At 67.9% G+C, this 11,858-nt stretch carries 10 protein-coding genes; 4 read left to right on the top strand and 6 right to left on the bottom strand.

The annotated features are described in order from the left end of the window. Positions 1-6 precede the first annotated feature (6 nt). From K8V11_RS03315 to K8V11_RS03305, 3 genes are all read right to left on the bottom strand, one after another. Positions 7-2,265 (bottom strand): cation-translocating P-type ATPase, encoded by a 2,259-nt coding sequence (locus K8V11_RS03315; RefSeq protein ID WP_303910793.1) that lies wholly within the window; start codon positions 2,263-2,265, stop codon positions 7-9. Positions 2,266-2,328: 63 nt separating this feature from the next. Continuing rightward, positions 2,329-2,568, bottom strand: a complete 240-nt coding sequence (locus K8V11_RS03310) for a heavy-metal-associated domain-containing protein (RefSeq protein ID WP_303910792.1) — start codon at positions 2,566-2,568, stop codon at positions 2,329-2,331. A 36-nt stretch (positions 2,569-2,604) separates the two neighbouring features. Continuing rightward, positions 2,605-2,949: a metal-sensitive transcriptional regulator gene (locus K8V11_RS03305; protein WP_303910791.1), complete on the bottom strand. Its 345-nt coding sequence runs from the start codon at positions 2,947-2,949 to the stop codon at positions 2,605-2,607. Positions 2,950-3,145: 196 nt separating this feature from the next. Here K8V11_RS03305 and K8V11_RS03300 point away from each other — a divergent pair, with 196 nt between their 5' ends. From K8V11_RS03300 to K8V11_RS03285, 4 genes are read left to right on the top strand one after another with little or no spacing between them, the layout of a single operon-like run. After that, on the top strand, positions 3,146-4,111 hold the full coding sequence (locus K8V11_RS03300; protein ID WP_303910790.1) for an enoyl-CoA hydratase: 966 nt from the start codon (positions 3,146-3,148) through the stop codon (positions 4,109-4,111). A gap of 5 nt (positions 4,112-4,116) precedes the next feature. Then, positions 4,117-5,292, top strand: coding sequence for an acyl-CoA dehydrogenase family protein (locus tag K8V11_RS03295; RefSeq protein ID WP_303910789.1), 1,176 nt, complete (start codon positions 4,117-4,119; stop codon positions 5,290-5,292). After that, entirely contained in the window at positions 5,289-6,248 is a 960-nt protein-coding gene (locus K8V11_RS03290) for an acyl-CoA dehydrogenase (protein ID WP_303910788.1), read from the top strand. Before K8V11_RS03295 ends, K8V11_RS03290 begins: the two co-directional genes overlap by 4 nt. Beyond that, complete coding sequence (locus tag K8V11_RS03285) at positions 6,245-7,399, top strand: acyl-CoA dehydrogenase family protein (protein ID WP_303910787.1); 1,155 nt, start codon at positions 6,245-6,247, stop codon at positions 7,397-7,399. Before K8V11_RS03290 ends, K8V11_RS03285 begins: the two co-directional genes overlap by 4 nt. A gap of 1 nt (position 7,400) precedes the next feature. On the opposite strand, the gene K8V11_RS03280 is transcribed toward K8V11_RS03285, so the two are convergent. The 3 genes from K8V11_RS03280 to K8V11_RS03270 form a co-directional block, all read right to left on the bottom strand. Beyond that, the gene (locus tag K8V11_RS03280) at positions 7,401-8,867 is read right to left on the bottom strand and encodes an aldehyde dehydrogenase (RefSeq protein ID WP_303910786.1); all 1,467 of its coding nucleotides are present in this window, start codon (positions 8,865-8,867) and stop codon (positions 7,401-7,403) included. Positions 8,868-8,954: 87 nt separating this feature from the next. Further along, positions 8,955-10,202: an acyl-CoA dehydrogenase family protein gene (locus K8V11_RS03275; protein WP_303910785.1), complete on the bottom strand. Its 1,248-nt coding sequence runs from the start codon at positions 10,200-10,202 to the stop codon at positions 8,955-8,957. 65 nt (positions 10,203-10,267) lie between these two features. Beyond that, positions 10,268-11,629: an NAD(P)/FAD-dependent oxidoreductase gene (locus tag K8V11_RS03270; RefSeq protein WP_303910784.1), complete on the bottom strand. Its 1,362-nt coding sequence runs from the start codon at positions 11,627-11,629 to the stop codon at positions 10,268-10,270. Positions 11,630-11,858: the final 229 nt, after the last annotated feature.

The raw sequence follows: 11,858 nt of genomic DNA, 5'->3' as shown, positions 1-11,858 counted from the left end.
CACCGCCTAAGCGCGGCGAAGGCGCAGCGAATTGAGCACCACGAACACGGAGGAGAACGCCATCGCCGCGCCGGCGATCATCGGCGTGAGTAGCCCGGCCGCCGCGACCGGAATCGCCGCCACGTTGTAGGCGAACGCCCAGAACAGGTTCCCCTTGATGTTCGCAAGGGTCTTCCGCGACAGCGAGATGGCCTCTGCGACCTTCCGCGGATCTCCGCTCACGAGCGTGATGTCCCCGGCCTCGATCGCGGCGTCGGTGCCCGTGCCCATCGCGATCCCGAGATCCGCGCGAGCGAGGGCAGGCGCATCGTTTACCCCATCGCCGACCATCGCAACGGCGACGCCGGCCTCCTGCAGCTCGCGCACCTTGTCGAGCTTGCCCTCGGGCATTACGCCCGCGATCACATCTTCTGCGGCAATCCCGACCGCACGCGCCGCGGCTTTCGCCGAGCCCTCGTTGTCTCCCGTGAGCAGAGCCACGTCGAGGCCTTGACGGCGCAGAGCCTCGACCGCTTCGCGCGCCTCGTTTTTCGGCTCGTCGGCGACGGCGATGATTCCGGCCGGTTCGCCGGCTGCGTACACGGCCACGACGGTGGCGCCGTCCGCTTCCAGCTCCGCCGCCCTCGCTGCGAGTCCGGCGTCCTTGCCCGCGGGGAGCCGCGAAAGTGATGCGGCCCTGCCGGCCTGTACTTCTACGCCGCCAACCCGGCCGACAACGCCGCGACCGGCGATGGATTTGAATGCCTGGAGCTCGAGCTCGGGAACGCCGCGCTCAGCCGCCCCGCTCACGATCGCACGGGCAATGGGGTGCTCCGAGCCTGATTCGACGGACGCCGCGAGAGCGAGCACGTCGGCGTCATCCCGCGACGGGGCGGGGACGACCGCGCGCAGCGCCATCTTGCCTGTCGTGAGGGTGCCGGTCTTGTCGAAGACCACCGTGTCGACTCGGCGCGTCGATTCGAGCGCGCTGGGACCGGAGATGAGAATGCCGCGTCGGGCGCCGTTACCCGTGCCGACCATGAGCGCCATCGGAGTCGCCAGGCCGAGCGCACAGGGGCAGGCGATGATGAGCACGGCGACGGCCGCGGTGAACGCGGGAACGAGGTCTCCCCCGATCGCCCACCAGGCGCCGAACGTCACGACCGCAATCGCGATGACCACCGGCACGAACACCGAGGAGATCCGGTCGGCGAGGCGCTGCACGGGCGCCTTCTCGGTCTGCGCGTCCGAGACCATCTGCGCCATCTTCGCGAGCTGGGTATCCGACCCGACTCGGGTGGCGCGCACGATGAGACGTCCCGACGTATTGAGTGTCGCGCCGGTGACCCGGTCCCCTGCGACGACCTCGACCGGCACGGATTCGCCCGTGAGCATCGACTCGTCGACTGCCGACTCACCGCTTTCGATACGCCCGTCGGTGGGAATGGTCTCCCCGGGGCGCACGACGAAGAGGTCGCCGACCTCGAGTGCGGCGGCCCGGATCCGTTTCTCTTCCCCGTCTTCGAGAACCGTCGCATCACTTGCGCCGAGCTGCATGAGCGCCTTGATGGCGGCGCCGGCCTCCTTCTTCGAGCGCGCCTCGATCCAACGCCCGAGCAGGATGAAGGTGGTGACGCCGGCTGCGGCCTCGAAGTAGATCATCTCTGCGGCGTGGCCGCCGGGACGGAGCGTGAATTCGTGGCTCAGGCCAACGGCACCGGCATCGCCGAAAAACATCGCCCACAGGCTCCACAACGTGGACATTCCGACGCCGAGCGAGACGAGCGTGTCCATGGTGAAGCCGCCATGGCGCAGATTGAGGGCCGCGGCTCGGTGGAACGGCCACGCGCCCCAGGTCACCACCGGTAGTGACAACGCGAGAACAACCCATTGCCAGTAATCGAACTGGAAGGGAGGAACCATCGACAGGACGATGACCGGAACCGTGAGGGCTGCCGAGACGATGAACCGTCGGCGCAGGTCCGCGGCCGCATCGCCCGAAGCGGAATCGCGGAGCCCCCGTCCACCGGCCTCAGGCGCCGAGGCGCCATAGCCGACCGATTCGACGGCCTCGACCAATTCCCCCGGATCGGTCGACTCGGGGTAACTGACGCGCGCCGACTCCATCGCGAAGTTGACCGTGGCCTGCACGCCGTCGATCTTGTTGAGCCTGCGCTCGATGCGTCCCGCGCACGAGGAGCAGGTCATGCCTTCGATATCGAGATCGATCTGGGACATGGCCTCGGCAAGCCCCGCTTCGGCGCCGCTCTTTTGTGCCGTTGCCATTTCGCTTGGTTCCTTTCGCTTGGCTATTCCCCGGTGTGTTTTTCGCGCTCGCCGCAGTCGGGGCTAGATGAGTAGGTTGTCGCCGAGTCCGGGTTCGCCGTCCGGCGCCACGGAGTAGCCCGCGCCCTTGACCGCTTCTTCGATCGACTCACGCGGGATCTCCGTGGCCGAGGTGATCTCGACATCGCCCGAGCCGAGGTCGACCGCGACGTCCTGCACGTTCGGCACTTCCTTGAGCGCCCCGGAAACCGAGCCGACGCAGTGCTGGCAGGTCATCCCCTGGACGTTGACTGTAGTCTTCATGCTGATCGTTCTCCTTTGTCGGAATTCGTTGTTGGTTTAGCTCTTGACCAGGCGAGCCACGGCCTGCGATGCCTCGTGCACCTTGACGGCGGCCGCCTCGTCCCCTTCGCGGGCCGCGGCCACAACGCAGTGGCCGAGATGGTCCTCGAGGAGTCCGATGGACACCGATTTGAGCGCCGAGGACACCGCACTGATCTGCGTGAGTACATCGATGCAGTACTCGTCTTCGTCGACCATTCTCTGTAGCCCGCGTACCTGTCCCTCGATGCGCTTGAGACGGCGAAGGTAAGCCTCTTTGTCCTGCGCGTATCCGCGTGACGGCGGGGCGGCCTGAGCCTGGCCGGGCTCCGTGTTCGCGTGTTCTGTGTGCTCGTGTGCCATACCTCTTGTGTACCCCTAGGGGGTATGCAGCGCAATCTTCCAGGCGGATTTTATACCCTATGGGGGTATTTACACGACGACAGCCGGGTCTCGCACATGCACTGCGATCCGCAGAACGAGATCCGGCGACACGCCTCTGCCGGGAACTGGTAATCTACCAACCAAGCACTTGCTAGGTTAGGAGAACGTGCAGGTCATGGCAGAAGAACAGACTCCAGCCCCCATCCCACCGGTCCTCTCGTCAGACGACTTAGGCCCCGAGTCGAGCCCTATCGCGTACGAGGTTTCCGCGGGCACCGCGTACATCACGCTCAATCGCCCCGAATATCGGAACGCGCAGAACTCGGTCATGACGTACTCGCTCGACAATGCGTTCATCAAGGCCGTGGAAGACGCCGAGGTGCAGGTCATCGTGTTGCGCGCGAACGGCAAACACTTCTCCGCAGGGCACGACATCGGAACACCGGAACGCGATTTCGACACCCACTACGAGAACAAGGCCACGCTGTGGTGGGACCACACCGATCGCACGGGCGCGGACCAGCGGCTCGCACGCGAGATCGAGGTCTACGCCGGGATGTGCCGCCGGTGGCGCGAGATCCCGAAGCCAGTGATCGCGCAGGTCCACGGCGCGTGCATCGCCGGCGGGCTCATGCTCGCGTGGATCTGCGATTTCATCGTCGCCTCCGACGACGCGTTCTTCTCCGATCCGGTGGTGAAGATGGGCATCCCCGGCGTCGAGTACTTCGCACATGCCTTCGTCCTCGGCCCGCGCCGCGCGAAGGAGATCCTCTACACCGGTAGACGGTTCACCGCGGCCGAGGCGGAGAAGTGGGGCATGCTCAATCACGTCGTGCCTCGTGAGGAACTGCAGGACAAGGTCGACGAGATCGCCGGCGAGATCAAGACGATGCCGCCGATGGGCCTGGCACTCACGAAGAAGGCGGTCAACGTCTGCGAGGACCAGATGGGCCTGCACAACTCGTTGAACTCGGCGTTCGGCTGGCACCACTTCGCGCACTCGGCAAACGCCGAGGCCTCAGGCGGGGACTCGCTGGGCGGAATGAACGCCCGCTCGATGCGGGACACCGCGAATGCAGGCAACACGGGGGCGACGGGCGGCAACGAGACCGCCACCTCCGACGTCAAGAATGGGGGTTAGACGGCGTGGATCTCGAACTGAACCAGTCCGACCTGGACTTCCGCACGGAGGTGCGGGAATGGCTCGAGGCCAACGTGCCCGCCGAGCCGCTACCAAGCATGGACACTGCCGAAGGCTTTGAGGCCCACCGTGCGTGGGAGGCGAAGATGGCGGCGGACCGCATGTCGGTCGTCTCGTGGCCCGAGGAGTACGGCGGCCGCGACTGCGGGCTCACGGGGTGGGTGCTCTTCGAGGAGGAGTATTACCGTGCGGGGGCGCCAGGCCGGGTGAGCCAGAACGGGATTTTCCTCCTCGCGCCGACGCTGTTCGAGCACGCGAACGCCGAGCAGCTGGCGCGGATCATGCCGCGGATGGCGCGAGCGGAGGACGTGTGGGCGCAGGCGTGGTCCGAACCCGAATCCGGCTCGGACCTGGCCTCGCTACGCTCCACGGCGAAACGTACCGAGGGCGGCTGGCTGCTGTCGGGCCAGAAGACGTGGTCCTCGCGCGCTAGCTTCGCCGATATGGGGTTCGGACTATTTCGCACGGACCCCGAGCAGTCGCGACACCGCGGACTCACCTACTTCATGTTCGACCTGCGCGCGGACGGCGTGACCGTCCGGCCGATCGACCAACTCGACGGCGAGCCCGGCTTCGCCGAGCTGTTCCTGGAGGACGTGTTCGTTCCCGACGACCCGGCGGATCCGGGTGCCTCCGGGGTGATCGGCGAGGTGAACAACGGCTGGAAGGTCGCGATGTCGACGGCGAACAACGAACGCGGTCTCTCGCTTCGCTCGCCGGGACGCTTCCTCGCGACCACCGACAGGCTCGTCCGACTGTGGCGCGAAAAATCCGGCGACCTCGACGCACGCGAACGCGGCGCCGCCGGGGACCGCGTCGTCGACGCGTGGATCGGCTCGCGCGCCTACGAGCTGTCGACGTGGGGCACGGTGACGACGCTGAGTTCCGGCGGACAGCTCGGCTCGGAGAGTTCCATCAACAAGGTGTTCTGGTCCGAATGGGACATCGCCACCCACCAGACCGCCCTTGATCTGCTCGGCCCGGGCGGCGAACGCGCGGATGAGAAGTGGCAGGACGGCTACCTCTTCGCGCTCGCCGGCCCCATCTACGCGGGCACGAACGAGATCCAGAAGAACGTGATCGCCGAGCGTCTTCTCGGCCTGCCGAGGGGGAATCGATGAAGTTCGCACTCGATGCGGAAACCAAGGAGTTCGCGGCCAGCGTCGACGAAATGCTCAGGCGCGCAGACGTGCCCGCAGCGATCCGCGCGTGGAACGACGGCGATACCGCCGCCGGGCTGTCCGTGTGGGGCAAGCTCGACGAGCAGGGCGTATTCGCTCTACTCGCCGACGAGGAGTCCGGCGGCATGGGCGCTACGGTCGTAGAGGGCGTGGCGATTGCCGAGGTCCTCGGCCGCCACGGCGTGCCCGGACCCGTCGTCGAGTCGATGTTCGTCGCCCCGGCGCTCGGCACGCCTGTCGCAGATGGCCCGGTCACGGTCGCCGCGCCGCCGGTCGCCCCGTTGGCTGCCGGCGCGGATGTCGCATCGTCGGCATTCCATCTCGCCGCTGATGGCACGGTATCCGCGGCCGAGCTCGGCGAACTCGAGCGCTCGGTGGACCGTGCGCGCACGCTGGCCACGGCCACTGCCGGCGACTCCGTGGGCTCGGCCGATCCGGTCGACGTCGTCAATCACGGCGCGCTCGGCACCGCCGCGGTGCAGCTCGGCCTCGCTTCGGCGATGCTCGAGATGTCGGTGGAGTACGCGAAACAGCGTGCACAGTTCGGCCGGCCGATCGGCGAGCAGCAGGCCATCAAGCACAAGGCCGCAGACATGGCGATCGCCATCGAGATGGCCCGGCCGCTCCTATGGGCCGGCGCCCTCGCGATCGCCGGAAATCCCGGCGCGCCCGCGGCCGCGGTAAGGGACGTCTCCGCCGCCTACGTGGCGTGCGGCGATGCGGCGAACCTAGCGCGCCGCGACGCGCTGCAGATCCACGGCGCCATCGGGTACACGATGGAGCACGCGCTCGGCCTCTACCTCACGAAATCCCACGCCCTGCGCGCGGCATGGGGCTCGCCCGCATACCACCGCGGCCGGATCCTCGACGTGATCGAATCCGAGGGCGCTCGATGAGCGCCGCCGAGGACGCCGCGCTCGCCCCGGGCGTCGACACCCCCGACCAGGCCGCACTGCGCGATTCGGTGCGGTCGCTGCTCGACAAGCGCGCGGGCAGCGAGGACATGCGCGCGGCTACGCGCACCGAGCACGGATACGACGAATCGCTGTGGTCCGCACTTGCCGGGCAGATCGGCGCCTCAGCCCTCGGCATCCCGGAGGCCTATGACGGCGCCGGCGCGTCGTATCTCGAGACTCACCTCGTCGCCGACGAGCTCGGCCGCTCCCTCGCCCCTTCCCCGCTGCTAGGGTCCGCGATACTCGCGGGATACGCGCTGCTCGCCTCGGGTGACGAGGCCGCGTGCGCGGAGCACTTGCCGCATGTGGCGTCCGGCGTCATATACGGGTTGTGTTGGTCCGGCGAGGAGGGATGGCATGCCCCGGGCGTCGCGTTCGACGGAGCGGCGCTGTCGGGAACCGCGCACTATGTACTCGGCGGCGACTACGCCTCTACATTGATAGTGGTGGCCTCCGATGCGGACGGTTTGCCCACGCTCCACGCATGCCCGGCGGACGCCGAGGGCGTGGGTATCACCCGCGTGCCCGTGATGGATCCGACGCGCACACTGGCCACGGTCCGATTCGACGGGGTCCGTGCGACGCAGCTCGGCATGCGCGAGGAGACGATGAGCCTGCTGAACGCCGTCGCGTGGGCGGCGGTGAGCGCGGAGGCGGCCGGCGCGGCGAAGGCGCTCGTCGAGCGGACCGTCGACTATACCTCGCAGCGCAAGCAGTTCGGCCGGGAGATCGGCGGCTTCCAGGCGCTCAAGCACCGGATGGCGGACATGTACGTCCGCTCGGAGACCGCGCGCTCGCTGTCGTACTCGGCCGCCGCCGCGGTGGCCCGCGCGTTCGAGATCGGCGGCAGCAATGCCGCTCATGCCGCCGCCTGCGACGCCGAGATCGAGGCGGCGGCCGCGAAGGTCTACGCGACCAGGTCACTGTCGTGGATCGCCGGCGAGGCGATCCAGCTCCACGGCGGCGTCGGCATCACCTGGGAGTACGACGTGCACCTGTTCTTCAAGCGGGCGCACGGGCTCGCGACGCTCTTCGGCCAGCCGCACGAACTCGCCGAGGCGCTCGAGCCCGCGGCCGGCCTCCGCCCGTGAGCTAGCGGTAGATGGACTTGAGGTTCTGGTACGCGGCCAGTCCCTCGGGCCCGAGCTCTCGTCCCATGCCGCTGTGCTTGACGCCGCCGAACGGCGCCACCGGGTCCGGGATGTAGCGGTTGATGCCGATCGTTCCCGTGTTCACGCGCGAGGCGACGTTGCGGGCACGCTCGGGGTCCGAGCTCCACACCGTTCCGCCTAGCCCGTACTCGGATTCGTTGGCGATACGCACGGCGTCGGCGTCGTCGTCGTACTGGATCACCGAGAGCACCGGGCCGAAGATCTCCTCGCGCGCAATGGTGTCGGAATTGTTGACGTCGGCGAACACGGTCGGCGAGACGAACCAGCCGCCGTCGCGACCTTCGGGCCGCCCGCCGCCGGTCGTGATGCGGCCGCCCTCTGCCCTGCCCTTCTCGATGTAGCCCTCGACGCGGCCGAGATGCGTCTGCGTGGCCATCGGGCCGATCTGCGTGGCCGGGTCGAGCGAATCGCCGACCGCCATGGACCCTGCGAACGCGGTAAGCGCGTCGACGACCTCGCCGTAGCGGGACTTCGGCGCGAGGACGCGGGTGCCGAGGAAGCAGGTCTGGCCGTTATTCACCAGCGTCGAGACGAACAGGTCGTTGCCGATCGTCTCGAGATCGAGCTCGGCATCGTCGAGCACGATCGACGCGGACTTGCCGCCGAGCTCGAGGGTGACCGGGCGCAGGAGGCGACCACACACCTCGGCGATCTTCTTGCCCGCCGCGGTGGAACCGGTGAACGCGACCTTGTCGATTTCCGGATGCTCGACGAGGTAGGCGCCCTCGTCGCGCCCGCCGGGCACGATGTTGACGACGCCCGCCGGCAGTCCTGCGGCCTCGGCGGCCTCGGCGAGGACGACGGAGTCGAGCACGGTCTCCGGGGACGGCTTGATCACCATCGTGCAGCCGGCGGCGAGGGCCGGTGCGTACTTGAAGGCCGCGAGGGACTGGGGGTAGTTCCACGGCACGATGGCGCCGACGACACCGATGGGCTGGCGCTGCACCTCGACGACGCCGCCCATCATGCCCTCGCGCAGGTCGGGGGTCTGCTTCTCGATGAGATCGGCGTAGTACCGCAGCAACGTGGCCGGGTACACGGCCTCCATCTGGCCGGCGATGGTGACGGGCATGCCGTTCTGCGAAGAGACGAGCGAGGCGATCTGCTCACCGCGCGCTTCGAGTTCATCGGCGAAGCGGCGCAGGTGCGCGGCGCGCTCGGCCGGCTCAAGCCCGGACCAGACGCTCGGGTCGTCGAAGGCCTTGCGCGCGGCGGACACTGCCGAGTCGATGTCGGCGCGGTTCGCGAGCGGTACCGAGCCGATCTCCTCGCCGGAGTTCGGCGATACGACGGTGATCTTCTCGCGGCCGTTCGGCTCGCGCCACTGGCCGCCGATGAATAGGGTGCCGTGTTCTGTGACGGTCTGGTCCGAAAGTGCGCTACTCAACGTGGGCACCTCTTCCCGATAGTGATTCACATCACATAATCAGTGACGTGCTCCCATCGTTGCACCGCGCGCCGGGGTCCGGAGTGTTCAATTTCTGTACGTTTCCGCCGCTTTCCCGCGCACCCCGGCGTTCCATTCATACGGAAGCCCGTCACCGATGAGCTCGAATCTCCCCACCGCTTGCTGCTTGTAGACGACGGGATTATGCACGGCGAGGGTTCGCGCGTTACGCCAGTGCCTATCGAGACCGAGCGATTCCGAAGAGAGCGAGGCACCGCCCACGTCGAAAAGGTCGGTAATAGCACCAAGGACGAGCGGGGTCAGCGCGACCTGCGCTTCCGCCGCTGCCAGCTCCGCCTTGTCGAGTAGCTCGGGATTTTCCGCGGTCTCCGCTGTTTCGAGCACCGCGTCGAGCGCGTCGGCGACAGAAAGCACTGTGGCGCGGGCGACGAACGCCGCCGAGTACGCGCGGCCGAGGACGGCCTGCACGAGCGGGTCCTCGCGGGGCAGATCGGCGGGGGCATGGCTATAGGTCCGCGTGCGACCCGCCACCCAGTCGCGCACGTCGTCGGCGGCCCGCCTGAGGATCCCGGCGAGAGCAGCGAGATGGAACAGCTGCAGATAGGCCGAGCTCGCGGTGCGCCCTTCGGTCCCGTAACCGTCCGGTGCGACGTCGGCGGCAGAAACGTGCACGTTCTCGTAGACCGAGGTTCCCGACCCTGTGAGCCGCTGGCCGAACCCGTCCCAATCATCGAACTGGGTGAGCCCGGGCGCGTCCGTGTCGACGGTCGCATAGACGCGCTCGCCGTCGAGGTCGGCGGCGACGGCGATGGCGTCGGCGTACAGGCTGCCGGTGCTGTAGAACTTCGTGCCGTTGAGAAGGTAGCGGTCGCCGTCCCGGCTGAGCGTGGTCTGGTAGCGGTCGACGGAGCCGGCCCCCTTCTCGGAGATGGCGTTGCCGATGATCTCGCCGGCTGCGACGCGTTCGAGCCCGCGGGCGTCGCCGGAGAGGATGTAGCCCTCGGCGACGAAAAAGTGGGCGCGCAGCGCCTGGGTCACGTTCGAGTCCGCGGCCGACAGGTCGATCAGTAGGTCGAAGAGTTGGCGCACAGACGCACCTGCTCCGCCCAGGGCCTCGGGCAATCGCACGGCGCCGAACTTCTCGGCCTTGAGCGCGGCGATCTCGGCATGCGCGAGTTCGCGGTCGCGGTCGCGGCTCGCCGCCCCTTTCGCGATGTGCGCGAAGATCGGCCGGAACCTCGCGGAGAGCTCCGCCGCTGCTTCCGTCGAAGACGTGGTGTCGGTGGTCGGTGTGTCGAGTTCAGAGGTGATCATCGATGGGTTCCTTGTCTCTACGCCCCTCGCGGAGGCGTCGTCGTGGGAGTTGAGGACGTCCGACGTCATACGTGGGTTGAAGCGGTTACCTGCGGGGATGCGGCCGGCACTGCGGTCCGGCGCCCTTCGAAGGTTCGGACGAACCTGACGACGTCCTCCTCACCGCGCAGCCCGAGCACCGGGCCGGGCACGCTGAGCAGGTCGAACAGAGCAGTGCCGGCGGCGGGGTTCTCGGCGGCACGACCGAAGAAGGACCCCACGACCTCCGCGTATTTCGGATCTCCGAGGAAAAGCGACGTCGCCTCGACCGAAGGCTTGCCGTGGCGCTCCCAGTGGGTGTCGAACAGCCTCGTGAACAGCTCCTCGTCCCATTCGCCCGGCTGCTCGCGGAGAGCGTCGGCCAGCGCGGCGACCTGAATCGCGCCGAGCTGCGCGCCCTGCCCCGCGATCGGGTCGACGGCGATCGCGGTGTCTCCGAGGGAGACGAGGAGGCCGCCGGAGTCCGTACGCGCAACGGGGCGCCGCACGGTCGGCGTCACGGCACCCTTGAGCCACGAGTATTCGTCCGAATCGATCACCTCGAGCGCATCGATCTGCGGCGCCACGTCGGGGAAGAGCCGGTGATGCTGTGCGCGGAAGATGTCGAGAGCGGAAGCCGAGTCGCGGGCCTCGCGGTAGGCCTTCTCGGACTCGGACCCGAATCGCGCGAACCCGAGGAGGACCCACGCGGGGCCCGCATCCTTGTGCAGGTACGGGCCGACGAACACCTCTCCCTCCTCCGCGTCGATCGAAAGCAGCGCGCTGCGTTCGTTCTCGGTGCGCCCCGGGAAGCGCACATCGCCTCCGTCCGCAGGACGCACGGTCACGGTGAGCAGATAACGCTGCGGTTCGGAATAGGGGCTGCGCTCGGCGTCGACGGGGAACCGCTCGGCCAATCCCCCTTTGCCGGTCGCGACGAACGTCACGTCGTTCTCGCCTGCGATCCTGTCGAGTTCCGCGTCGTCGACGCGGCGGTGTGCAAAGCTGCCGCCCTCGTCGAGGAATAGCCCGATGCGGTCGTCGGCGCGCAGCCGAACGTCGACCGACTGCGCCTCGTAGTCATACGGGGCGTCGAAGGTCGGTCCACCGTTCACCGTGACGGCGCTGGTCGCGAATGCGGCGTCGGCGCCGTAGCGGTCTCCCTCGATCCGGGCGTCGTGTGAGCGGGAGTCGCCGAAGAGGATCGCCGTGCCCGTCGCCGGCACCGCGTCACGGAGTTCTTCGCGCGTCCGCTCGCTGTACAGAGTGACGTCGAAGCCCGCTCGTTTCAGGGCCAGCGCGGCACTCGCGCCGACGATTCCCGCGCCGACAATGGCGATACTTCGTCGTGGTGTCGCTTCGTTTCCTGGCGTTTCCGATGGGCCGTGTGTGCTGGGGTGTTGTGTCATGCCTCGGCACTCTAGGAAGCCCCGCTCGGCCGTGCCCATCCTTGAAATCGGCGGCGGAGAAACCGTTGCGCGCCCCGCCTTCGGGCTGCTATCGGGCGCAAACTCGCCGGAATTCGGCCCTCGCACGCGAATTCATTCGAAAATGGCTACCACGCGAAGAACGGCGATTCCCCCAGCTCCGTCGCGATTCTTTCTGCCGTCGTGGACTTTTCGGATGGACTCATTTGGA

It is taken from the genome of Dietzia timorensis (assembly GCF_020742175.1).
Taxonomy (GTDB): domain Bacteria; phylum Actinomycetota; class Actinomycetes; order Mycobacteriales; family Mycobacteriaceae; genus Dietzia; species Dietzia timorensis_A.
Note: the sequence above shows the minus strand (reverse complement) of the source record. Positions and strands in the feature narration are given on the sequence as shown.

Excerpts from the sequence above, each read along its gene's own strand:
- K8V11_RS03315 (WP_303910793.1), bottom strand. The coding sequence starts at position 2,265 with ATGGCAACGGCACAAAAGAGCGGCGCCGAAGCGGGGCTTGCCGAGGCC.
- K8V11_RS03310 (WP_303910792.1), bottom strand. The coding sequence starts at position 2,568 with ATGAAGACTACAGTCAACGTCCAGGGGATGACCTGCCAGCACTGCGTC.
- K8V11_RS03305 (WP_303910791.1), bottom strand. The coding sequence starts at position 2,949 with ATGGCACACGAGCACACAGAACACGCGAACACGGAGCCCGGCCAGGCT.
- K8V11_RS03300 (WP_303910790.1), top strand. The coding sequence starts at position 3,146 with ATGGCAGAAGAACAGACTCCAGCCCCCATCCCACCGGTCCTCTCGTCA.
- K8V11_RS03290 (WP_303910788.1), top strand. The coding sequence starts at position 5,289 with ATGAAGTTCGCACTCGATGCGGAAACCAAGGAGTTCGCGGCCAGCGTC.
- K8V11_RS03285 (WP_303910787.1), top strand. The coding sequence starts at position 6,245 with ATGAGCGCCGCCGAGGACGCCGCGCTCGCCCCGGGCGTCGACACCCCC.
- K8V11_RS03275 (WP_303910785.1), bottom strand. The coding sequence starts at position 10,202 with ATGATCACCTCTGAACTCGACACACCGACCACCGACACCACGTCTTCG.
- K8V11_RS03270 (WP_303910784.1), bottom strand. The coding sequence starts at position 11,629 with ATGACACAACACCCCAGCACACACGGCCCATCGGAAACGCCAGGAAAC.